This window comes from Leptospira soteropolitanensis (assembly GCF_026151655.1).
In the GTDB taxonomy this organism is placed as follows: domain Bacteria; phylum Spirochaetota; class Leptospiria; order Leptospirales; family Leptospiraceae; genus Leptospira_A; species Leptospira_A soteropolitanensis.
The window spans coordinates 1-22987 of sequence record NZ_JAMQPN010000005.1; the positions used below are offsets into that span (position 1 = coordinate 1).

The following is a 22987-nucleotide window of genomic DNA, read 5'->3' on the forward strand; positions in this document are numbered from 1 at the left end:
CTTCGCTAACAGCTACCATTGCTAAATTAGAATCTCGTAAAATTCTCTTGCAATTTCTTGAATAGATGCAAAATCTTAGGTGCCTTGCCAGAGATTTATAGTATGAAAAAATTCGCCTGCCTCTTCCTCCTTCTCATCCTATCACTCCCAGTCTTTGCTGTAAACACTGTCATTCTAAAAAACGGGAAGACTCTAAAAGGCAAAGTCACCAACCAAAATGAACAAGGACTCACTGTACAAACTGCTGACGGTCCACAAACTATTTCTAAATCACAAATCCTAAAAGTAATTTATAAAGACGTATCTGAACAAGAAGCAGAAAAGATTCGAATTGCGGAAGAAAAGAAACTACGCGAGAAAGAGGAAAAAGAAAAAGCCAAACTCGAAAAAGAACGTCTGCTAGCGGAAGCCAAAGAACAAAAACGTTTAGAAGAAGAAGCAAAAATCGCGGAACAAACGAGGCTCGCCGAAGAAAAAAATAAAGAAACATTAGCTGAAAAGGAAGCAAGGGCAGAAGCAGAGTGGCTAACAACTAGAAAACTTGGCCCCTCTCCTGCCGCTAACCAATGCGGCGGTCGACTAGCCTTAATTTGGCGATCAGCCTTAATCCCTGGATGGGGACAACTCTGTGGTGGTTATTATGCATCGGCTGGAACATTTAGCACCTTATTTTTTGGGACCTTAGTTTTTACCTTAGGACCACTACGTACAGAAGAACAAAACGCCAAATCCCATTACGATACCATGATTTTACTCAACCAAATAGGAGGGCCAGGCACAAGACTCAACGCACAAAACATCAGTTTGCCTTCCGAATTTTTCCAAGTTTTTGCCGAATCATCGATCGCTGAAGATTTCATTGCCAAAAGCAGAGAAAATGCAAAAAGCTCCAATACAAAATACTTAGCGGGACTGGGCACAGCAAGTATCCTCTATATCACAAATTTAGTTCATGCCTACATGATCGGAAAAGACAGGTATCCAGATAGGCCCACCGTCAGCACTGGCGGAAAACAAATCAAAGAAGGTTTGGACTTTGAGACGAGTTGGGACAGACCATACTCGATTACTGGAATTCGACCGCAGACCAGTGCGGTATATGCGGAAATCCGTTATTCATTTTTATTCTAAGGAGTTTTTATGAAAAAGATATTCACCACACTACTCATTCTTCTCTCCTTTCAATGTAGAATTTTTAAACCTTCTGATCTGGATCCCTCTCAGGATTTAGGCACCTTACAAACATTATTACGGTATCTTGCTTTAGCCGATGCTTTTAATACCTATAGCCAAACCGTTGCCTTTATGAAATTTGCCGATCCCAATGGCACTCCTTATGCAGGAGGAACGGCCGAATATTTTGTTTTTAATGAAGCCGATGAAAATGGAGTTCCTGTTTCACCCTTTGGAGATACAGGTAATATCCAACCCTATACTGTGACTTTAGATGCTTATGGACGTGGATTTTTATTTTTCAGCGAAAGAGGAATTGCAAAAATCACAGTTAAAAATTCAGGAAATGCCGATGTCGGTAATGCGAGTTTTCGAGTTTACAATGGAATCACCAAACAATCATTTTTCTGGTTAAGCCAAAGTGGTTCCACACAGTTTATTTTGGAAGACTTAGCTAATTATAGAAACCGATTGGGATCATCCAATGCACTTACCTCACTTGGATCAGCAAACGGGCGCCAGTTTCTCTATTTACAAGTACAAACATCATATACATCCTCCACCCAGTATTCTTCTACTGGATATATCATCTCAAGTGCCGATGGGGAGTATTATGACCAAGTAACAAAGATTGATGGAGTCAACCTGAAAGTAGATTCAGGATACGAAACCTTTTTAAAAATATCCAAACCGATGTTCAATGGATCGGAATATGTTTTTTTCTTATCAGAGGAAAGGTCCACCTACCCTGCTCCAGGAACCTACCAGTCCAATAGAAACTTAATTTTTAAAATCCCCCAGTCTTTCCCAAGCGCAAGTGAAGTGGTCAACCTTCCCATTGCTTCCAATGCAAATTTGTACAGGCCTGATGCGTTTCCGTGGATTTACCCGGCATTTTATTTTTCTAGTCGATACCTTGTCTCACCCGCTTACAGCTCAGGAACACAAATAAGACCAACCTTATTAAACGAAAATTTTGCAGTAACCCAAGACGCTGTTTTGGGATTTAGTTGTATGATAGCGGACTCAAATCTCGGAGCTATCTCTTACCAATTGATCAATGTGGGTGGGACAGAATATTTACAATGCCAAAACACATCTTCATTAATGAACAGTCAGACAATCCAAGTCCGTAGCTTAGATAGTGTTGGATTATCCAATCGAGTCCTAACTTTTGATACAGGTGGAGGTGGTTACACATTCCAATCTCCTATATTTTATGTACGAGGGAAATTGGTGGGGCTACTGAATTTTAGTCCGAATGTAGTGGGATTTACTTTTCCCACTGATAACTACGGCGGATCCAGTCCAACCATTACAAAAAATACAAGCCCCATAACTGGATTTAGCTCAACTTTGGCAAGTTCCGATCCTCTCCTTCGCTCTGTGAAAAGCTCTAGCAACTCGGATTTTTTTCTTCTTTCCACTAGTCCAACGTCCATTTCACCGAATTATCAAATCTATCGAAGTACAGATTCATTGGCCAGCGCTTCCATCTTACCAGCCATTCCTGCCGAATACAGCTCTCCCATTTCCAATGCAGAACAATTACAATCTGCCAATGGGAAATTAAACTATACCTGGTCCATCTATGGCCCGATTGGAATTGGCTCCTTACCTGTTTTTCTCACCCGTTTTACAAATGATGATGGAAGCTGGGAAACTCTCCCTCGTTTGATTAAGATCCGCTAAAAAAAGGGATTCATTTGGGAAACGTTGTCTTGTCTTTTAGAAAAGAATTCACAATCGCTTCGTATTCATTAAATCGAGTGTCAATTGATTTACAATGAAGGGCACCCCAATCGGTAATAAATAATTCTTTGCGATTTGATTTTAAATTTTGGAAAATTTCTTCGGAATGAGTAACGGGCGTTACCTCATCATCCTTGGAATGAATGATGAGAACTGGCACAGATATTTGTTTTGCGGCTTTTTTAGGGGACACTTCGTTCACAAGAAAATCTGCCCTGAGTTCTGCAATGGAGAGGGCAATCGGTGAAAGAAATAGTATCAGAGGCGAATAAAAGTCAACCGCACGTTTTTCCACAATCGAACGCATATCCATAAATGGTGAGTCGGCAATCACAAAGGCAAAGTCGCTTCGTCCTTCTGCGTATTGTAAGGCTGTAGCTGCCCCAAAAGAAGCACCAAAAATACCAATATCTTCTTCTGGAACTGTGCTAATCTCTGAAAAAAATTCTATGGCCCTTTCCAAGTCTTGTTTTTCATAAAATCCGTACGTTCCGTATTCTCCAGCACTTTCTCCATGATGCCGCGCATCATAAGCAAACAAACTGCAACCTCGTTTCCAAAAGAGAGGTGTGTATTTAAGAACTCCGTAACGAGTCCTTCCATGCCCATGAAGTAAAACCACACCACATTTTTTCTTTTTAGGATTTTTAAAATACCAACCACGAAGTCGTAAACTTCCGTTTTGGAATCGGACCGATTCTGGTTCTGGCAGATCAAAATCGGCAAAGGAATGAATCTTTAATTTCGTCTTATCTTCCTGTAATTTGGAGATAGGAAAGGAGATAATGGAAGATGAAAAATAATACCCTGCGCCTAGCAAAAAAAAGGTGAGAACTATAATCAATACACTAAAAATCTTTTTCATCAAAGGGCCTAGTTGGAAAAATCTAGGAAAGACCACAATAGGAAAAGCGAATTTTCCAAAATGCGAGTTTTTGATGAGAAAAAGAATTGCCGACTTACGATCCATCCATCATTTCTTTAGGAAATCTATGAAACTATATTTAGCGTGTTTCTCCCTACTCCTCACCCTTTCCTTTGTAAACTGTCGCACTATGGATGCTGCCATCCAATATCCAGACTCAGGGAAAACTGACCTAGGAATCACTAAGGTTGCTGTTTTGCTTTTTGACATTGAAGATGCCAAATGGGGGGATGAATTTACCGATGCAGTATCCTTACAAATTGCCAAACTCCTACCCATCAAAGTCATAGAAAGAGAACAACTGTCGAAAGTGGTAAACGAACAAAGTTTTTCCAAAACAGGAATTATTGATACACAAACAGCCGTTCGCATAGGAAAAGTTTTAGGAGTGGATGCACTTATTTTTGGCAGAGGATCTGCACTCAAGAAATATGATGAAAAAGGAAAACTCATTCCTAACTTAGTTGATACAGTGTCTTTAAAAATCGTTCATATCGAATCTGGACACGTAATCGTCAATGCACGTAAAAAACCAGGGGCCGATTGGACTTTTGGTCGGGTATTACAATATACTTTGGGGTTTGGTCTCATTTGGAGCCGCGAGGACATTCTACTTACTACAAGCGAATATGATTTTGTGGCAGAAAGTTTAGTAGAACGTATTGTTTCCGAACTAAAGAAATAATTTATCTAATAATAAAAGGACAAATGATGAAAATTAACATTGGAATTCCCGAAGAAGAAAGAAGTGCGATCTCCGAGTCTCTAAAAAAACTCTTGGCAGATACGTACACTCTGTACCAAAAAACACATAGTTACCATTGGAATGTAACAGGGCCTATGTTCCAAACTTTACACATTCTGTTTATGACCCAATACACTGAACTATGGAATGCAATAGACCCTATTGCCGAAAGAATTCGTTCTCTCGGATACTATGCGCCGATGGGTGGTTGGGAATTTGCAAAGTATTCAAGCATAACAGAAGATAAAGAAGTTCCAAAAGCCCACGATATGATCAAACACTTAGTAGAAGGAAATGAAGCCGTGATTCGCACCGCACGTGCCGCTTATGCTCCTGCAGAAAAAGGAAACGACCAAGCCACTTTAGATTTACTCACTCAACGTTTGGACATCCACGAAAAAACGGCTTGGATGTTACGTTCATTACTCGAAGATTAATTTTTTTAAACAGTAGTCAAATCCAGACTACTGTTACTTTCCTTACCCATTCTTATAAATTCAAAAACAAAGCCAAAACAAAAAGTTTTGAATAGAAATACATTACGTTAAAGATTCGTTCTGTGGAAAACGATATCAAAGGATTAAGGACAATTCTTGATCCAAAATATCTAAATATTTAGCCTGGTGTGTAAAATGAATGTAGTGCCCGCCACCTTCGATTTTGATTTTCTGGTTATTCTTAAAAAAACGGTCCATTACTTCCAAATCAGAATCTCTGATATACGGAGAATCACCACCTAATAAGAACAAAGTTTGAGTCTGGGAGGTTTTATCAAATGTAAATACATCATCAAACACTCTTCTTGCATGATTAAGTCCTTCGACATTCAATTTCCATCGATATTTACCATCTTCCTTTCGATCCAAACTCATTTGCAAAAACTGTCTGATAAAGGTATCTGGTACATACTTTGCCATCTCAGAATCGACTTCTGTTCTGGAAGTAAATCCCTCTAAAGGAAAAGACATTGATAGAATCTCTTTGTCATAAGCAAAAGGATAAGACCGCGGTGCTATGTCTTGGATGATAAGCTTTTGAATGATTCCAGGGTGAGTTAAATCAAAATACATAGCCACAAGTCCACCCATAGAGTGACCAAGTAGAATTGGATTTTTGATTTGATGGTCAAAAATAAATTCTTCCAAATCCTCTGACATCAATTGGATAGAATGTTCGTTAGTATGTGGAGAATCGCCGTGATTTCTTTGGTCAACCGCATAAACCGATCCAAAGTTGGATAAAAACCTTGCCACAGTCACCCAATTTTTCGAAGATCCGAATAACCCATGTAAAATGATAATATCGCCTAGCGATTTCCGATTGGGATTTTGGAATGGATACAGTTTGTAGTTTAATTTCACCAAATAACCTACCGAATATCAGCTGATAACTAACGAAAACATTCTTTTTTTAAGATCTGCAAATGAGGCAGGATTTGTTTTTTCTCTCTTGGACCAATCTCTGACGCATAACGAATCATTTGATTGATTTCAGACTTAATCCCATCACTTACTGGTGCAAAACAAGGAATAGAGTCTGGATCTTTAGTCATAGATTGCAGATTGATGACCAAATCCTTTGTGTATAAAGTAATATAATTACCTGTTGGAAACAAATAGATGTAACGAAGTTTTCCCTTTCTCATTTCTTCTAATCGACATTTTAAATCTGTCCCACATTCTACATTCGGCATACTTTCCGTAGCTAAAAAACCTGCATAATCAGAATGTTTAGTTTTTGGATAAGCCTCTAGTAGTTTCCAAAAATAATTGGAATCCACATAGTATTTTCCAGATGAATAATCATATAATAACTTAGTTTGGTGTCGTTTTAAGAATTCCAAAGTGGATGGATCATTGTCCGGTTTGATTCCCTTTGTATTCATAAGATCCACCGTTTTTTTTAGGAAAAATCCAGCTTTGGCTCGAATAAAAATGAAATCATCTCCGGTAAATTTTCCCGAAGTAGAAATGGCAAAAATTGTATCAGTAATCTCTTGTTTTGCTGAAAAATCTATTTGATTCGAAAGAATCATTCTTTCTGCTTCAAATAACAAAGTAGGTAAATACTTGTTGGGTGAAACCGAACGAACAACAGACCGTTTGATAAACCCAGAGAGACCGTCCTCTAACTTTACTGGAATCCAATCTTCTTTAGGACTTTCGAGAGAATTTTTATCAAACTTTACAGGCTCTCCAAACTTTAGTTTACGCAAAACATCACTTTTCTGGTCCGCAAACAAATGTAAGTTGAGGCCAATCACGGGAATTACAATTTCTGAATGTAAGTCTCGTTTCAAAATTTCAGAAGGCTTTGATTGTTTAGGTTTTTCTAGTAACGTTGGAACAGAACCAATTGGACCATTCAACAGAATTACAAAGATTAAACCGGCAATGAATGAGGCAGAAAACTTCAATCGATTACTTACGATCAACTTCGATCGTAAACATACCAATGACTGAAAAAAGACCATCCCTCTACAAAAAAGTTTCTGCAAAGGGACAAATCTCATTTTACTTTTGTAAATCCTCTACCATTTGTTTGATGCGAGCCACACCTTTTTCGATGTCCTTATCACCTAACGCATATGATAAACGAATGGCTTTGTCATCTCCAAATGCAATACCTGGCACTGCTGCCACATTGTATTTATCAAGAAGAACATCACAAAAAAGTTTGGAATAAGAACTTTCCTTTTTCTCCGCTAATAGTCGTTTGAATCCAGGCAATTCATACACTCCGGTCATATAAGGAAATGCATAAAAAGCACCTTCTGGCATTCGGCATTCCACACCGGGAATCTCACGTAAAAGTCCCACGATGAGTTTTCGGCGTTTGTCAAAAGCTTTTAACATATCAGCCACAGGAGTTTGATCACCAGTGAGTGCGGCCTCTGCTGCTGCTTGGGATATGGAAGATGCATTGCTTGTAGATTGGCCTTGCATGGTATCCATGTTTTTCACAATCTCTACGTTCCCTGCTCCGTATCCAATCCTCCATCCTGTCATGGAATAAGCTTTGGACACACCATTGATGACAAAAGTTTTTTCCTTCATCTTAGGTGAGATCATTGCAGGGTTTACAAATTCCAATCCATCATAAATGATTTTTTCATAGATATCATCAGAAACAGTAATAATATCTTTTGGTTCCAAAACCTTTACAAGAGCTTCAACATCCGAACGAGTGTAAGCGGCTCCCGTTGGATTGGAAGGAGAGTTAAAAATAAACACCTTTGTTTTGGGAGTGATGGCTTTTTCTAATTGTTCTGCTGTGATTTTAAATCCACTCGAAATATCAGTAGCAACAATCACAGGAGTCCCTTCCGCCAAACGAACGATGTCCGCATAACTTACCCAATACGGTGCAGGAATGATTACCTCGTCACCAGGGTTTAATGTCGCCATAAAAAAATTGTAGAGAACCTGTTTCCCACCTGTTCCCACAATGATTTGGTTCTTTTCGTATTTTAAACCGTTTTCAGTTTCAAATTTACGAATGATGGCCTCCTTCAAAGAAACAGTTCCACTCACGGGAGTGTATTTTGTTTTCCCTTGGTCCATTGCTTTTTTAGCAGCTTCTTTGATATGTGCTGGTGTATCAAAGTCAGGTTCCCCTGCTCCAAATCCAACAACATCAAGTCCACTCGCTTTCAACTGATTGGCTTTAGCAGTGATCGCGAGAGTGGGAGAAGGTTCTACGACATCGAGTCGTTTTGCTACAAGTTTCATTTTTTCCTCTATTTAGTGAGTGATTCTTCTGGAACTGTTTCTTTAAACTGATCCAAAGTATAAATTTCGTATTCATACCCTTGTTCGGTGAGGAAGAGCTGTCTGTTTTGACCAAACCTTTCTTCGTTGGTATCACGCGAAATCAGCGAGTAAAAAATAGCTGTGTTGTCTTGGGATTTCGGACGAAGGATTCGACCTAAACGCTGCGCTTCCTCTTGTCTTGAACCAAAAGTACCCGATACCTGGATGGCAATGTTCGCATCTGGTAAGTCGATCGAGAAATTTGCAACCTTTGATACAACAAGCTGTTTGATTTGGCCTGTTCGGAACGCTTGGTAAAGTTCCTGTCTTTCTGGAAGTGGAGTTTTACCCGTAATCAAAGGAATTTTGAAAGTATTCGAAATTTCTTCCAACTGATTGATATACTGTCCGATCACCAAAATGTTGTTAGTTGAGTGTTTCTTCAAAATATAACTAATCGCACGGAGTTTTTCAGGGTTTTCCGATGCCAATCGAAACTTCTCACGGTCGTCAGCCACAGAATACTTCATACGTAGATCATCTTCCATAGGAACACGAATCTCCACACAATTGGCTTCTGCAATCCAAGACTTCGCTTCAAGCTCCTTCCAAGGTACATCGTATTTTTTTGGTCCAATGAGAGAGAATACATCTTCTTCGAGTCCATCTTCCCGTACAAGAGTCGCAGTAAGACCTAATCTACGTTTGGCTTGGAGTTCCGATGTCATACGAAATACGGGTGCTGGTAATAAGTGAACCTCATCATACACAATGAGTCCCCAGTTGTTCGCACTGAAGATGTGAAAGTGAGTGAAGTCTCCACCTTTTTTCTTTCTATGAGTTAAGATATTGTAAGTGGCGATGGTGATGGGTTTAATTTCTTTGAGTTCCCCAGAATATTCCCCAATATCCGACTCAGGAATATCGGTCTTATCAACGATTTCGTTTCTCCACTGACGAATGGACAAAGTGTTCGTTACAAGAATTAGAGTTTCTGCGCCCACAATTTGCATGACACCCATACCGACGATGGTTTTTCCCGCACCACAAGGAAGGACCACAACTCCAGATCCCCCTTCGTTACGTCCACCTGCATGAAAAGCCTCAACTGAAGCTCTTTGGTAGTCACGCATTCCAAACTTAATTCCACCTAATGTCGTAGGACGTAAGTTAAATGGATATTTGTTTCCTTCATCATATCCAGCAAGGTCTTCCACAGGGAAACCAATTTTAATTAACGCTTGTTTGATGTGACCGCGATATTCTTTTTTAATACGAATTTTATCACCTTCCATTCCATCCACAAAGGGTTGAACGGCGCGGTTGTTTGCAATTTCAGTAATGAATCCTTTTTCGTTGGAAATGATATACAATTCCCCCGATTCTTCTTTTACCAGTTTCACTTTACCGTAACGAGAAATCTGCTCTCGAATTTCATTCATTACGTTTTTAGGAACCGAATAACGGGCAAACTTAGTTAAACCTTCGATGATCTCTTCGGCTGTCATTTTAATGGAAGCCGCATTCCACAAAGAAAGTGGAGAGATGCGATAGGTATGCATATATTCCGGGCTTTTTTCGAGCTCAGCAAACTTGGAAACGAGGTCCCGACAGGCTTCAAATTCTGGGTTATCCACCTCTAGAAGCATTGTTTTGTCACTTTGTACGGTGAGTGGCTTGGTCATGGTATTCCCTCTCAATTTAACCAGGCTGGGAAGAGAAACCGCCCTGTCAACTCCTTTGATTTTAATAGATTTTCGATGAGTTTTCACTGCCTTTTTGAGTAAATTCCAATTTTTCTGAACAAACCCCGCACACAAACCGTCTAATTAGAGTTAATCTATTCCTTCCTAATTAAAATAATTGAATTGACTTCCTATAGTTTTTTGTGCGTTCCCAATTTATCCTATCTAAAACTCCCATTTTCCAGGGGTCAGGCTCCTCCGGGGTGCGCTTACGCTCCCGCCAGCTTTTCGTCGTTAGACGAAGCGCTGGCCTTACGCCCTCCAGATCCTTAACGCTTTAAAAAGTCCTCGAGGATGGATTCACTGGCTCCCGAAAGATGCATTCGGTCTGTGAGAAATTTCCGATATTCGCGAGCACCCTTTTCACCAAAATAAAGTCCTAAAATATGACGTAAAATATGATGCACCTTTCCTTCTTTTGCAAGATTCGATCGAATATAGAGAACGAGCTCCCGAAGGATATCTTCTCTTGACGAAGGATTTTCCTTAGATCCATAATATAATTGATCTACTTCATGAAACAAATAAGGATGATCATAAGCCGCCCGCCCAATCATCACTCCATCAACTTTCGTTAGATGTTCTTTAATTTCAGAATGGGTTTTGATCCCTCCATTGATGGTGATGGGTAAATCAGGGAAATCATGTTTTAATCGGTAAACATCTTCATAACGAAGGGGAGGGATGGTGCGATTTTCTTTTGGAGAAAGTCCCTCTAAAATTGCAATCCTTGCATGAACAATGATATGATCCACACCTGCTGCATTGATTTTAGAAACAAAATGATGCAGATCCTCGTAACTTTCTTTTCCATTCACACCAATCCGATGTTTGACGGTAACAGGGACATTAACCTTTGCTTTACAAGCAGATACCATCTCTGCAACAAGTTCTGGTTCTTTCATGAGACAGGCCCCAAAACTGCCACTTTGGACCCGGTCCGAAGGGCAACCCACATTCAAATTGATTTCATTATATCCGAAGTTTTCCCCAATTTTGGCACATTCGGCCAAAGCTTGCGGTGAATCTCCACCTAACTGGAGAGCAATGGGATGTTCTTCTTTGGAAAAATCGAGATAACGATGATTGTCTTTTCCACGAAGGATGGCACCGGTTGTTACCATCTCTGTATAGAGTAACGCGCGCTTGGAGATTAGCCGCATAAAAAAACGGAAATGTCTGTCGGTCCAGTCCATCATCGGGGCAACAGAAATGCGGTACGATGGTACTGAACTTGTCAAAAAAATCTCCTATACTTCTTGTGGGTGTTCCTCTCTGGAAGGAAGGCTTAAAACCGAGGCAATTTCTGTGGGAACCCCTCTATGGATTTCTTCAGAAGCAATTACTGCAAAGTTCCTTGGGGGTAGTTCCTTTGTCAAAAAGAATGCAAAGGCTTGTCGGAGATACCTAGAAACCACAAAGATAAGGAATCGATTTTCATCTAATGCTTTTTGCAATTCATTATACACCGACTCCAAAATCCTCACACGAATGTCATGTGGCAAGATGATGAGTTTACTTCCATCTGTTTCATCAAGAGTGATACTTTTGTTCATACGATCAATGATCCTTGGGTCAATGGTCACCACATGTAACTTTCCATCCGGAGAAAGGAAATCATTGATGATTTGACGAGAGAGGGCCTGTCTTACATGTTCTGCTAAATCAAAAGGATTGTTTGTTCTTGGAAGATGGTTCGCAATCGCATCCATAATTTTCGGAAGGTTTTTAATGGATAGTCCCTCTGCCAAAAGATTCTGTAACGTCTGTTGGATGAGACCAAGACGACCTTGTTTGTCGTAATCCAATTCTCCAACAAGTGTTGGATGTGTTTGCCTTAAGTGTTCGAGAAGTGCTTTTACTTCTTCTCTGCCTAGAAGCTGTGATGCATAGTTAGAAATTAACTCTTTTAAATGAGTGATGATAACCGTTGATGGATCCACCACTGAATATCCTTTGTTCTCCACTTCAATTTTATCATTTGGATCAATCCAAGTAGCTTTCAAACCAAATGCTGGTTCTGTGAAAGGTTCTCCTACGATTGGTTCTAAATTCCGCGCAGTATTGTTCATTGCCATAAGCCTGTCTGCTTTTACTGCCGATTGCCCAACAACCACTCCATTAATGCGAATGCTATAGTTATCATGAGGAATTTCTAAATTATCAATGATGCGAATGGCTGGGATCACAAGTCCAAAGTCTATGGCAAATTTTTTACGAGTATTGGCAATTTGTTCGAGTAAATGCCCACCTGAAGAAGCATCCACTAACGGAAGTAAATCTCGACCCAGTTCCACCTGAATGGCTTCGACAGAAATTTCTTTTATATAATTTTCCGGTTTTTTCTCTTGGACTTTTTCTTGAGAAACTGTTTCGATTTTTTTGATTTCTTCTTTCGCTACTTGTTCAATCGAATACCCCAAGTATCCAATCGCACCAGCTAAGAACAATAGAGAGAAAAATGGAAGTCCAGGGATGAGACTTGCTAACCCGAGGGCACCAGCCACAACGTACAAAGTTTTGGCATTCCCAAAAAGTTGGTCTTTGATTTCCACAGTGAGTTTTTTTTCAGAGCTGGAACGTGTTACAATGATACCAGTTGCGGTTGTAGAAAGAAGACCAGGAATTTGCGAAACAAGACCGTCCCCAATGGTAAACTTTCCATAAGTTTCAATCGATGCCAAAAACGATTCCCCGCGAATGGTAGAACCAATGAGGATTCCACCAATCAAGTTTATGGCTGTAATGATAAGGCCTGCCCTTACATCCCCTTGTACGAACTTGGAAGCTCCATCCATAGCCCCGTAAAAATCCACTTCACGTTGGACCTTCTTTCTTTTTACCTTGGCCTCTGCCTCAGTTATGGCACCACTGTTGAGTTCCATATCAATGGACATTTGTTTTTGTGGTAATCCATCGAGTGTAAACCTTGCCGCCACTTCTGAGATCCTAGTCGCACCTTTAGTGATCACTAACACCTGTACAATGGTAAGGATGATAAAGATAATCAGTCCTACAACATACTTCCCAAGCCCAGACTCACCACCCACTACAAAGGTTCCAAATGCTTCAATTACACTGGAATTCATCGCAGGGCCTTTCGATAAAATCTGTCTTGTTGTGGATACGTTTAGTGCTAACCGAAACAGAGTTGTAATAAGTAGTAAACTAGGAAAAATCGAAAACTCACTTGGCTCTGTCACAGACAAGGCAGTCATAAGTATCAGTAATCCTAACCCAATACTTACAACAATCAGGATATCCAAAACAAATCCTGGGAGTGGAACAATTAACATCCCAAGGATCAATAAGGTTCCCACGCCTAAAACAACGTCCGACTGTTTGAGTATATCTCTAAAGTTCATACGGTTATGCCATTCCTACTTTTTTTTTGAACTTCTCAAGGGTGATGAGGATTTGCACCACCGCTTGAAAGAATTCCTGTGGGATTTCTTCTCCCACTTCTACTTGTGCGTATAAAAGACGTGCTTGTTTGGGACTCTCGACGATGGGAACATCATTTTCCCTGGCAATTCTTCGTATTTCCAGTGCTAGGCGATTCTCTCCCTTAGCAATGACTCTCGGTGCAGAATCCTTTCCCAATTCATAAGATAGGGCAACAGAATAATGGGTTGGGTTGGTAATGACAACGTCGGCTTTCGGAACTTCACGAAGCATATTTCCTTGCATCATATCACGAGCCAGTTGCATCCTTCGATTCTTCATCACCGGATCCCCAGAATCCTCCTTCATCTCACGTTTTGCTTCAGAAGGAGTTTGTTTTAACGACTCTTCAAATTCTGATTTCTGGAAAAAGAAATCAGCGACAGCAATCCCTAAAAGCAAAAGCCCTGCGGCCATCATGATTTTAAATCCTGAATAAGTAATCAACGAGATGGCCTGCATCATCCCCATATTTCCCGTCAAAAGAACTTTTAAAAAATCTCCGGAGATCAAAATATAACTAATAACACCAATTAACACTACTTTTGCGAGAGATTTTACCAAATTAAACAAGGTTTGGCGATTTGGCAAAACTCGTTTAAAGTTAGGAGTAATTCGATCTAACCGGAATGACAAAGCCCTGGGAGAAAACATAAACCCTACTTGCACCACATTTCCAACAACAGCAAATACTAAGGTAATCGCAAGAACAGGCCACAGAAGGTTAAAAAAATCCCTAGAAACACCTGATAGGATCACACGGAACTCTTCTGCACCAAAGCGGTCTAACTTCATTCCCATTGGTAAGTATTTTTTGATAAAAATAGCTGTATTTCGTATAAATGTATCACCCAATATGAAGAGAACACCAGTTCCACCTAACAAGACTAATGTAGAAGCAACTTCATTGGATTTAGGAACATTCCCCTTTTCCTTTTCTTCCCGTCTACGGCGTTCACTCGGTGGCTCTGTTCTCCCTTCATCTGCTGCAGCAAAAAGTTGGAGATCTATTTCATAGTAACCAGGGGAAATACCAGCAGGCATTGCAAAGTTATTCGTTTGCCATTTAGTGACGAAGGCAAATGAAAAAAACGGAAAACCACCAAACAATGATTTGGTCCAAATACTTATTCCAGTGCAATCCCAGACGAATAAAAACTTTATCCACTCTTTCATAAGTTAGGCCACTCCCGGATGAGTAAACTTGCCTTATCCATAGATATCTGTATCCCTTGTACCATTTGTGTGGCAATAAAGGTAAGAGTCGCAATGAGTGTGAGAGTTCCAATAAAAACTTTCAGAGGAAAAGACATGGACATAACATTCATTTGTTGTGCTGCTTTTCCCATTAGGCCTTCCGCAAGAGAAACTAAAAATAGAATCCCCATTACGGGTAAAGCGATCTTAAATGCCACAACAAACATAGCACCGATCGCCTCTTCCATCAAACGATAAAGGCCAGCATTGACTTTTCCGGTAAAAGATATAATTCGAATTTTTTCAAATGAATAAGCTAGCGTTTCAATGAGAAACCGATGGGCCCCAATCACAAGAAAAAGGGCCGTTGCCATCAAGTTCTTCATAGTCCCAATCGCAGGAAGTGAGTTTTGAGTCACAGGATCTAAAATCTCAGTATAACCAAACCCTATTTGATTGTTAAAAAACTCTCCTGCCATTTGAAATGCAGCAAACACGAGTGAGACGAGAAATCCAATAAAAACGCCTACCAAAATCTCTGTTACGATTAAGATTCCGTAGTTGATCATATGACCTGGAACAGGTGGCATATAGGTTGCCACCACCGGATATACAATTAGCGAAACCATAAAAGAAAAGATCATCCTCAGAGAAAAATTAATCGATTCCGATGAGAAAAAAGGTGCAACGAGGAATAGTCCCAGGAGGCGAACTAAAACCAAAAGAAAAGATTGAAAGTGTAGAACGAATGCTTCCATATCATATCTTTTCTATCATAAAAAAAATTTCGCGGGTATAGTCAGTCATCACACGCACCATCCATGCGGAGAAAAAAACAATCACCGCAAAAATAGAAACAAGTTTGGGAACAAAAGCAATCGTAGGTTCTTGAATGGAAGTCGTTGTCTGTAAAATCCCTACAATGAGTCCCACCACCAGTGCTGTGATAAGGATAGGACTAGAAATTTTTAGCGTAACAATGAACGCTTCTCTAAGTAAGTTTACTACATCAACCTCCGTCATTTATAACTCCTCACAAGCTCCAAAACGAGTAAGTTCCACCCATCAATAAGGATAAAAAGAATGAGTTTCAAAGGAAGCGATATCATTACAGGAGGTAACATCATAAACCCCATTGCAAGGAGTGCAGACGCAACAATCAAATCGATCACAATAAAAGGAATGAATATATATATACCAATGATAAATGCTTTTTTGATTTCACTTAACATAAAGGCAGGAACCAAAACATAAGAAGGAACATCCTCAAAAGATTTCACATTTTGCACTTTCCCAATTTTCAAAAACAACGCCACATCTTTGGTTCCATCTTTCCCCAATTGACGGATCATAAATTGACGCAGATGCTTCATGGAACCTTCCATCATCGCAGTTTGGTCAATTTTTCCATTTAAGTATGGCTGGAGAGCTTCATCATTTACCTTACCGATAGTTGGTGCCATGATAAAGAAAGTAACAAAGAGAGCAAGCCCCATCATCACCTGGTTTGGTGGTAAGTTCTGCAAAGAGAGAGCCCTTCTCACAAAATCAAATACAATCACAACCTTCGTAAACGAAGTAACACTCATCACTATCGCTGGTGCCAAGGAGAGAATGGTCACAAGAAAAAGGATCATTAAAGACAAACTGGTTTCTTTTGGACCCTTCGCCTCATTTACGTTAAATGATAAATTTGGGATGGGAATTCTTGTTCCCTTATCCTGCGCCATAAGGCCCGTAAACCCACCAGCAGAAATCAGGAATAAAATCCCAATGAGTAAAATAATAGATTTATGTCTCTTAACGAAGGAAAAAAAACGAGATTTCACGTTTCCCCTCCTTCTAACAGCTCACGGTGTTTGCGAAGTCTTTCTAAACCCTCTTTGGCCTTTCTTTGAATTTCAGCAGCCCCATCGAATTCCAAACTTTCCATTTTGGAAGGATCGATACGAATTTTTCTTTGCGCTTTTGATTGTAAACTTTCCAAGACTGTTTCTAAAAAATTAGGAACGTAAGGATCAGCTTCCTCTTTCATTTTTTGAATTTGCGATTTTTCATCAGGAGCGGTAACTTCCGTAAGTAAACTTACCGAACCATCCGCAACACCTAACACAAGTGTACGCCCTCCCACTTCGACTATCTGAACTGACTGGGTAGCTGAAAGTGGCAAACTTGACAAAACCTTCATAAACCCTTTCACGGGATATTTTGCCGATTTTGTTTTTTGCATTTGTAGGATAAGAAAATAACCAGCACCAACGAGAATAGTTAAAACAAATAAAATCTTAAGTAGTATCCAGGTTGCAGAAGGAGAATCATCGGAATTTTCTGCATATCTTTCTTGGATCAGGTTTGTTTCTTCTGAAACCTTTGATTGCGAATCAGGATTCGTTTTACCAGAGTTAGGGGTACCTTCAAACTTTGGACCAGAATTCGAATTACCAACATCGGCAGGTTTGGATTTTGTATCTCCTAATTCCTGCCGAAGGATTTGGTCTAGTTCTTTTGTTTCTGTTGATTGAGAGATGATAGGTGATGTAAACAAAACAAGAGACAAACAAAAGTACATAACTTGCCCCTTTTGTTTTAACATTCTCTTAGTGAATCCAATCATTTTTCGCCTTTGAGTCGATCGGTAGGACTTACGATATCGGTAACACGAACCCCGAAATTTTCATCGATAACCACAACCTCACCCTTAGCGATGAGTTTGCCGTTCACAAGTAAATCCACTGGCTCACCCGCTAACTTATCTAGCTCGATGATGGATCCTTCACCCAAACCTAAAATATCCTTTATGTACATTTTGGTTCTTCCGAGTTCCACAGTGAGTGCCATTTGCACATCCATAAGCAGATTGAGGTTGGTTTGACCTGGGCCACCGCCTGCAGTAGCAAGAGACGGAAAATTAACACCTTTGATTCCAACAGATCCTTGTCCACTACCCAAACCCATGTTAGGTTGCATGTTGACATTCATCCCGCCAGACTGTTGTTGTTGCTTTTGAGCACCACCTTTTTGGATATCCAAAATGGAGTTAGCCATTGACAGAGCGATTACATAATATACTTTAAAAGAACCTACTCCATCAATATTTAAACTGAGAGAGGTTTTCACCAAACTATTGTCATCTGGTAGTTGTAAATCACGGCCAGAATTTACAAGTGCGATTTCTGGTGGACTACCGGACATGGTCCCGCCAAGTTTCATCCCAATTTGTGCCGTTACAGTACCCAAAATAGGCGATAAAGAATCCTTTAAGGTTTGCAGTTGCGCATTATCAAGTTGTCCGGGAGGAGTCATACCTCCCATCATTACACCTGCTATTTTTGCTGCATTCTCTTGGGCCATAATGAGACAAGCCCTTCCTGCCAAACTTCCGCTAATCGTTGAAAATAAACTTACGGATTTGGTTCCGAGTTCCTTTTGGATATCGGTAGAGGAGCTCGATTCGGTGGCAGGGTTCATAAAACGAGTGTTTTTTGCCAAGATCGTGCCAAGTGTGTTCCCCGCCACCTGGAATGCAGAGCCGATCACATCAGAAATAATGTCACGGTCAATGGGAGATAGGTTGTCCGATGACGAACTTGCGGCGCCACTTAAGGAAGAGAGGTCGAATGTATCATCCGCACCTTGTAGTAATGCGTCTATCTCGTCTTGTGAGAGTGAACCTTCACCCATACCCTTATATCTCCGGAAAACTTAGGATAATGAGACATAATATGAATTTTTTTGTCACTCAGTTTTTTCCCGAATTGACAAAAAGTAAGCGAGTTTAGTCGAAAGCGCTCGCTAATCCGTCCGAATAGGCACGGAGATTGTCATAAGAATAAATGCCGGTGTTATGGTAGTCGCTCCACACGATGGAAATGGCATACCGGCCCACCTTAGTCCAGGAGAGGAGTTTGATAGACTGGATATGTCCAGTGGCATCCCCCACTTTCCCACCGTGTCCCCCGCGACAAGTTGCGCAGGGACATTTTTTCCTAAGATCCAAAAGCGAATATTGGGAACCGTGACCATCCTTCCATTCAATGTAAAGAGAGTCGTCATCGAAAGAAATTTCTTTCGGTACGGTCGCAAACTGTGAATTTAACATCTTTAAGGTTTCACCGGCAACTTCGTTGTTTTAGATCGGAAATTCCCAACCGTCGTCCCATACTGGATTTTGTCACCAAGGGAGATATTTGTCAAGTCGATGGTATCATTTTCAAAAACAAGTATCACTGTAGAACCCATCTCAAAGCGACCAAGTTCTGACCCTTTGTCGATCATGATGGATACATCTTTGTAGTGATGTTCCTTAGCAAAACGAATCCAGTTGTTTGTTACAATTTTATCATCATAGGTCACTCGGATCTTTCCTACGTTAGACGCCCCAACCTTAATGACTGCTATTTTGCCGTATTCGGTTTGTAAGAAGGTGATAAGCCTTTCGTTTTTAGGGAAAAGTCCCCGAATATTGAGAACAGCCAAATCGTTCACCGGAAATAATTTTCCAGGTTCGTAGTAATAACCAAGAATTTGACCAGCAAAAGGGCTGTGAATGCGATGGTAATCTTGCGGAGACAAGTAGAAAGTAATGTATTTTCCGTTAGTAAAATATGGGTAATACTTTTCCGAACCTAACAACTCTTTTACGGAATAATCAATACCTTTTGCCTGAATGATAGTGGATTGGTTTATATTCCCAAAACTTGTAATTTTTGAATCAGTCGGAGATACTACGGCATTTGGAGCTGAGTCGATGATCCTTGCTTCTGCACGGAGTGCTCTTGTAAAAAATTGATTGAGAGAAGCGTATTCTTTAATCTCAAGTTCTGCTTCGCCTAAATTGATTTTATAAGCCTTTGCAAATGCCTTTAAGATAGGGATCATCATAAACCTTGGCAACTTTAAGGTTGAAAAATACCCAAAAATTTTCGAAATTAAGTTTTTCGGAAGTAAGGTCAAAAACAAAAGATAAATGTCTTTGAAGATTTCATACCTGGCGCCAGATTCAGAGAGGTATTTTTTAAGTTCCAAATTGGCAGATTTACCAAGTAACATAAGCGAAACTAATAGTGGTACACTAGTAATCACAGCGGCAATGTAACCCCAATGCATTACAAATACTAGAACTTCAATTCCATATTGTACGTAAAAATATGCGAAACCAAGAGTGGACCCAATAAACAACATTCTAAAAAAATTCGAAAACTTTTCACCAAATACATAGAATGCATTTTGTTCTCCGCTATAGAACCAACCAGCAAGACTTAAAATTCCAAAACAAAGAAAGGAAATAAAAAACAAAATGGCTGATAAAGAATCCTTTTGTTCTAAAATTCTATCAGGGAAGGAAAGGATTGTATCTAAATTGACTGCACCATAAGAATACAAAACAAAACCAACAAGTGTCGCCATAATAAAACCTTCAAAAAAGGACGCAAGCATACTCACTAACCCTTGTTTTGCGGCATAATCTGTCCTTACAACACCAGCGATTCCCGAAGACTTCCCTACGGCAGTTTCTGTTGATAAAAAGAAAGTACTAATTGAAACAGAAAGTCCCCGTAAAATTCCAAAGGCTCCTCCACCTTGCAAAGCTTTGATGGAAAAAGCTTCTTTGGTGACATCAGATAAGAATCCAAAAAAGGAAATCATACCGTTAGAAAAAAGTGTAACATAACCAAAAATAAATAGAATGATCCCAACGGGCGCAAGAATGGAAGCGGCACGGCCCACTCGCCTAACACCACCTATAACAATAAATAGTAAAATAACGGAGATAGAAATAGGACCAGATAAACCAGAAAGACTGAGACCTTCTTTTGTAATATAAGTGAGACCGACAAAAGGAAAAATCCCCCCAAACAAAAGAACCGTTACCATACTTGCCAAAGAAAATGCCACAGCAAGCCACTTGGCCCGTAAGGCTTTTTCAATAAAATACATGGGTCCAGAGAGATACCGGCCACTAGGGAGTTGGTTTCGAAATTTTACAGCCAAGGTGGAAGAAACAAACCGAATGGGCATCACCAAAAGACTCATCACCCAAATCCAAAAAAGAACGCCAATTCCACCGTAAGCGATGGCTAACCCTGTCCCGATGACCGAGCCTGCCAAAAGTGATGAGCCAATTCCTGCGAAGAAAGCTTGTGAATGAACCAACTGGCCCTTAGAACCTTTGAAGTCCATATTGCCGGTAAGGATCTTGAGTGCGAGGAAGAGAAAACGAATTTGAGGAAATCCCAAACGAAAACTCAAGTAAATTGAGGCGACAAGGATAAGATAAAAATAAGGGCTAAGGATGTCCGATCCTAAAATCAGATTAAACTTAGATCCGTTTTGAAAGAGTGTTTCCATATTGGTTCTTCCTCACGAAATTGGATGAAATTGTTATGTCAAGATGTATTGTAATCCTTTCGTTTCTGGTTTTTATGATTTCTTCTAGCAGCATTGGCAACTTGTCCGCAGAACCTTCCGGGATGGAAGTAGGATTACGTTTAGGTGGCGGAGAAAGAGTCCCTGGACGATTCGATGGAGACCTAAAACAGTTTTCCTCTACCGTCAGTCCTTTGGTAGCTTCCGATGTATCCTTAAGTGGGGGCAAGTCCACCAATTTGTATGAAGGATTTTTTCGATTCCTACTAGACTCAAGATCTCGAGTCGGATTTGTCATTGGACGAAATGACTGGCAGAATCTTCAACTAACTGAAGTTACGAGCGACTATTATTACACAAAACTCAGCTCAGAAATATATTCTTACCATATACTTGGAATGTATTACTTTAACGTACCTGTATTTCGAAATTGGGAATGGGAAAGTGGACTCGGTGGAGGATTTACTTCTGCTGACTGGAACATTCGTGGATTTTCGGCAGGTGGCGGTTTAGCCCCCGACACTCAATACTTTAACCAAAGGGGCAGGCTTAGAGGAAGTGGACTTGCCTACAGAGCAGAAACTGCCATCAATCATCGGTTATACGAAAGCACTTTTTTCCAAATAGGTCTTGGATACCACCATATAGCTATTGATAAGTTCAGCGGAAATTATAACGGGGAAACTTCCAGTTTCTATATCCGAGCCGATGGTAAGGTAGGAGTTTTGGATGATACAAGAGTCATTGATGCCACTGTGAGCACTGCACAAACTTTTCGAAGACTGGATATGAACTCAGGATCTTGGGTTCTCTATTTTTCAGTCTTTCAAAGGTTTTTGGATTGACTGTCTCCAAGGGAAGGTATCATTCTTTAAGAAAATTACATGAAATCCTCTAAAATCATTACCATCGGTATCAAAGAATTGGCTCACCAAAAAGTCATACTTGCTGCTTGGTATAATTTTCTAAAAGAAAACTTCGATGCAAAAAAAGTGACGGCAGAAGAATTCACTTTATACCTACAAGCACATGTGATGTATGATTTGGACAAAGATCAAGTGGAGTTGATGTTGTCTGGAACAGAATCTCTTTTAGAAGATTTCAAAAAGTCTATTTTTGGATGAACCTCCAAATCTTCGGAACCAAAAAATGCAAAGAATCTAAGAAGGCCCAGTTGTTCTTCCAAGAACGCCGCATCCCTTTTCAATTCATCAACCTCCAAGAAAAAGAAATGAGCAAAGGAGAACTTAGGTCTATTTTAGGAAGTGTCCGTTTGGATGATTTGATTGATACAGAATCAAAAGTTTATGAAGAAAAAAATCTAAAATACATGTTATACGATAAGGAAGAGGCACTTCTCACCAACCCACTCCTATTCAAAACACCAATCGTTCGCGACGGAAAACGCGCAACGATTGGATTTGTTCCCGACATTTGGAAACAGTGGATTTTGGAATCTAAAAAATAAATGATACAAACCACCATTGAAGCGGTTATCCGAAGGCCAGTTCCAGAAGTATTTTCGTATATTCGAAATATGGAAAACCAAACTTTGTATAACTCAAGTATCACCGCTTCGGAAGTAGTTTCAAACAACCCAAATCAATATAAAATGCAAATAGATTTGGGGATTTTCAAACTTACAGAGTTATACACACTAGAAGAAGTGCATGACAACAGATTGATTGTCGCTAGTTGCCACTCCAACTCTATGACATTTACCGATCGTTATGAATTTAAGGATTCTAATGGGGACTGCCACCTAACGATCACTGATCGTATGGAGTTAAAAGGCTTTTTTAAATTAAGTGAAGGCCTAGTGAAAATGAACCTAAAATCACAAATGATGGAAAACTTAAATTCTCTAAAAAAAATATTAGAATCTTAA

The 22987-nt window shown here is 39.9% G+C and carries 23 protein-coding genes; 8 read left to right on the forward strand and 15 right to left on the reverse strand.

Going from position 1 to position 22987, the window contains the following annotated elements; translation table 11 throughout:
- Positions 1-102: 102 nt before the first annotated feature.
- Positions 103-1131, forward strand: a complete 1029-nt coding sequence (locus ND811_RS11680; RefSeq protein ID WP_265352446.1) for an LA_0442/LA_0875 N-terminal domain-containing protein — start codon at positions 103-105, stop codon at positions 1129-1131.
- A 9-nt stretch (positions 1132-1140) separates the two neighbouring features.
- Positions 1141-2865: a hypothetical protein gene (locus ND811_RS11685; protein WP_265352445.1), complete on the forward strand. Its 1725-nt coding sequence runs from the start codon at positions 1141-1143 to the stop codon at positions 2863-2865.
- A gap of 10 nt (positions 2866-2875) precedes the next feature.
- On the opposite strand, the gene ND811_RS11690 is transcribed toward ND811_RS11685, so the two are convergent.
- Positions 2876-3790, reverse strand: a complete 915-nt coding sequence (locus ND811_RS11690) for an alpha/beta hydrolase (protein ID WP_265368934.1) — start codon at positions 3788-3790, stop codon at positions 2876-2878.
- Positions 3791-3917: 127 nt separating this feature from the next.
- Between ND811_RS11690 and ND811_RS11695 the strand changes: the two genes are divergently transcribed.
- Together ND811_RS11695 and ND811_RS11700 are read left to right on the forward strand one after the other, a co-directional pair.
- On the forward strand, positions 3918-4535 hold the full coding sequence (locus ND811_RS11695) for a CsgG/HfaB family protein (RefSeq protein WP_265352443.1): 618 nt from the start codon (positions 3918-3920) through the stop codon (positions 4533-4535).
- 23 nt (positions 4536-4558) lie between these two features.
- Positions 4559-5032, forward strand: a complete 474-nt coding sequence (locus tag ND811_RS11700; protein WP_265352442.1) for a Dps family protein — start codon at positions 4559-4561, stop codon at positions 5030-5032.
- 135 nt (positions 5033-5167) lie between these two features.
- On the opposite strand, the gene ND811_RS11705 is transcribed toward ND811_RS11700, so the two are convergent.
- The 14 genes from ND811_RS11705 to asd all read right to left on the reverse strand — a co-directional run bounded on the left by ND811_RS11705 (position 5168) and on the right by asd (position 21081).
- Positions 5168-5956, reverse strand: a complete 789-nt coding sequence (locus tag ND811_RS11705) for an alpha/beta fold hydrolase (protein WP_265352441.1) — start codon at positions 5954-5956, stop codon at positions 5168-5170.
- Between the two features lie 29 nt (positions 5957-5985).
- The gene (locus ND811_RS11710) at positions 5986-7011 is read right to left on the reverse strand and encodes an SH3 domain-containing protein (RefSeq protein WP_265352440.1); all 1026 of its coding nucleotides are present in this window, start codon (positions 7009-7011) and stop codon (positions 5986-5988) included.
- Between the two features lie 97 nt (positions 7012-7108).
- The gene (locus ND811_RS11715) at positions 7109-8326 is read right to left on the reverse strand and encodes a pyridoxal phosphate-dependent aminotransferase (protein WP_265352439.1); all 1218 of its coding nucleotides are present in this window, start codon (positions 8324-8326) and stop codon (positions 7109-7111) included.
- A gap of 8 nt (positions 8327-8334) precedes the next feature.
- Positions 8335-10032: a DNA repair helicase XPB gene (locus ND811_RS11720; RefSeq protein WP_265352438.1), complete on the reverse strand. Its 1698-nt coding sequence runs from the start codon at positions 10030-10032 to the stop codon at positions 8335-8337.
- 329 nt (positions 10033-10361) lie between these two features.
- On the reverse strand, positions 10362-11333 hold the full coding sequence (gene dusA / locus ND811_RS11725; protein ID WP_265352437.1) for a tRNA dihydrouridine(20/20a) synthase DusA: 972 nt from the start codon (positions 11331-11333) through the stop codon (positions 10362-10364).
- Positions 11334-11342: 9 nt separating this feature from the next.
- Complete coding sequence (locus ND811_RS11730; RefSeq protein WP_265352436.1) at positions 11343-13457, reverse strand: flagellar biosynthesis protein FlhA; 2115 nt, start codon at positions 13455-13457, stop codon at positions 11343-11345.
- A gap of 4 nt (positions 13458-13461) precedes the next feature.
- Positions 13462-14712, reverse strand: coding sequence for an EscU/YscU/HrcU family type III secretion system export apparatus switch protein (locus tag ND811_RS11735; RefSeq protein WP_407658898.1), 1251 nt, complete (start codon positions 14710-14712; stop codon positions 13462-13464).
- The gene (gene fliR / locus ND811_RS11740) at positions 14709-15491 is read right to left on the reverse strand and encodes a flagellar biosynthetic protein FliR (protein ID WP_265352435.1); all 783 of its coding nucleotides are present in this window, start codon (positions 15489-15491) and stop codon (positions 14709-14711) included. The genes ND811_RS11735 and fliR overlap by 4 nt, the downstream gene beginning before the upstream one ends.
- A gap of 1 nt (position 15492) precedes the next feature.
- Entirely contained in the window at positions 15493-15756 is a 264-nt protein-coding gene (gene fliQ / locus ND811_RS11745; RefSeq protein WP_002974890.1) for a flagellar biosynthesis protein FliQ, read from the reverse strand.
- A complete protein-coding gene (fliP, locus tag ND811_RS11750) occupies positions 15753-16562 on the reverse strand; it encodes a flagellar type III secretion system pore protein FliP (RefSeq protein ID WP_407658899.1) in 810 nt (269 codons plus the stop codon). Before fliP ends, fliQ begins: the two co-directional genes overlap by 4 nt.
- Entirely contained in the window at positions 16559-17302 is a 744-nt protein-coding gene (locus ND811_RS11755; RefSeq protein ID WP_322113474.1) for a FliO/MopB family protein, read from the reverse strand. Before ND811_RS11755 ends, fliP begins: the two co-directional genes overlap by 4 nt.
- A 41-nt stretch (positions 17303-17343) precedes the next feature.
- Entirely contained in the window at positions 17344-18414 is a 1071-nt protein-coding gene (fliN, locus tag ND811_RS11760) for a flagellar motor switch protein FliN (protein ID WP_265352433.1), read from the reverse strand.
- Positions 18415-18508: 94 nt separating this feature from the next.
- The gene (locus tag ND811_RS11765) at positions 18509-18832 is read right to left on the reverse strand and encodes a DUF971 domain-containing protein (RefSeq protein ID WP_265352432.1); all 324 of its coding nucleotides are present in this window, start codon (positions 18830-18832) and stop codon (positions 18509-18511) included.
- A gap of 2 nt (positions 18833-18834) precedes the next feature.
- On the reverse strand, positions 18835-21081 hold the full coding sequence (gene asd / locus ND811_RS11770) for an archaetidylserine decarboxylase (RefSeq protein WP_265352431.1): 2247 nt from the start codon (positions 21079-21081) through the stop codon (positions 18835-18837).
- Between the two features lie 35 nt (positions 21082-21116).
- Between asd and ND811_RS11775 the strand changes: the two genes are divergently transcribed.
- The 4 genes from ND811_RS11775 to ND811_RS11790 are packed head-to-tail and all read left to right on the forward strand — an operon-like array spanning position 21117 to position 22987.
- Positions 21117-21944 carry an LIC_11366 family protein gene (locus tag ND811_RS11775; RefSeq protein ID WP_265352430.1) on the forward strand — a complete coding sequence of 276 codons (828 nt, stop codon included), beginning with the start codon at positions 21117-21119 and terminating at the stop codon, positions 21942-21944.
- Between the two features lie 39 nt (positions 21945-21983).
- Positions 21984-22223: a hypothetical protein gene (locus tag ND811_RS11780; RefSeq protein ID WP_265352429.1), complete on the forward strand. Its 240-nt coding sequence runs from the start codon at positions 21984-21986 to the stop codon at positions 22221-22223.
- Positions 22220-22567 (forward strand): arsenate reductase family protein, encoded by a 348-nt coding sequence (locus ND811_RS11785; RefSeq protein ID WP_265352428.1) that lies wholly within the window; start codon positions 22220-22222, stop codon positions 22565-22567. The genes ND811_RS11780 and ND811_RS11785 overlap by 4 nt, the downstream gene beginning before the upstream one ends.
- Positions 22568-22987 carry an SRPBCC family protein gene (locus ND811_RS11790; protein WP_265352427.1) on the forward strand — a complete coding sequence of 140 codons (420 nt, stop codon included), beginning with the start codon at positions 22568-22570 and terminating at the stop codon, positions 22985-22987.

Coding starts and splice junctions, on each gene's coding strand:
- ND811_RS11680 (WP_265352446.1), top strand. CDS start 103: ATGAAAAAATTCGCCTGCCTCTTCCTCCTTCTCATCCTATCACTCCCA.
- ND811_RS11685 (WP_265352445.1), top strand. CDS start 1,141: ATGAAAAAGATATTCACCACACTACTCATTCTTCTCTCCTTTCAATGT.
- ND811_RS11690 (WP_265368934.1), bottom strand. CDS start 3,790: ATGAAAAAGATTTTTAGTGTATTGATTATAGTTCTCACCTTTTTTTTG.
- ND811_RS11695 (WP_265352443.1), top strand. CDS start 3,918: ATGAAACTATATTTAGCGTGTTTCTCCCTACTCCTCACCCTTTCCTTT.
- ND811_RS11700 (WP_265352442.1), top strand. CDS start 4,559: ATGATGAAAATTAACATTGGAATTCCCGAAGAAGAAAGAAGTGCGATC.
- ND811_RS11715 (WP_265352439.1), bottom strand. CDS start 8,326: ATGAAACTTGTAGCAAAACGACTCGATGTCGTAGAACCTTCTCCCACT.
- ND811_RS11720 (WP_265352438.1), bottom strand. CDS start 10,032: ATGACCAAGCCACTCACCGTACAAAGTGACAAAACAATGCTTCTAGAG.
- ND811_RS11730 (WP_265352436.1), bottom strand. CDS start 13,457: ATGAACTTTAGAGATATACTCAAACAGTCGGACGTTGTTTTAGGCGTG.
- ND811_RS11735 (WP_407658898.1), bottom strand. CDS start 14,712: ATGAAAGAGTGGATAAAGTTTTTATTCGTCTGGGATTGCACTGGAATA.
- fliR (WP_265352435.1), bottom strand. CDS start 15,491: ATGGAAGCATTCGTTCTACACTTTCAATCTTTTCTTTTGGTTTTAGTT.
- fliQ (WP_002974890.1), bottom strand. CDS start 15,756: ATGACGGAGGTTGATGTAGTAAACTTACTTAGAGAAGCGTTCATTGTT.
- ND811_RS11755 (WP_322113474.1), bottom strand. CDS start 17,302: ATGTACTTTTGTTTGTCTCTTGTTTTGTTTACATCACCTATCATCTCT.
- fliN (WP_265352433.1), bottom strand. CDS start 18,414: ATGGGTGAAGGTTCACTCTCACAAGACGAGATAGACGCATTACTACAA.
- ND811_RS11765 (WP_265352432.1), bottom strand. CDS start 18,832: ATGTTAAATTCACAGTTTGCGACCGTACCGAAAGAAATTTCTTTCGAT.
- asd (WP_265352431.1), bottom strand. CDS start 21,081: ATGGAAACACTCTTTCAAAACGGATCTAAGTTTAATCTGATTTTAGGA.
- ND811_RS11775 (WP_265352430.1), top strand. CDS start 21,117: ATGTCAAGATGTATTGTAATCCTTTCGTTTCTGGTTTTTATGATTTCT.
- ND811_RS11780 (WP_265352429.1), top strand. CDS start 21,984: ATGAAATCCTCTAAAATCATTACCATCGGTATCAAAGAATTGGCTCAC.
- ND811_RS11785 (WP_265352428.1), top strand. CDS start 22,220: ATGAACCTCCAAATCTTCGGAACCAAAAAATGCAAAGAATCTAAGAAG.
- ND811_RS11790 (WP_265352427.1), top strand. CDS start 22,568: ATGATACAAACCACCATTGAAGCGGTTATCCGAAGGCCAGTTCCAGAA.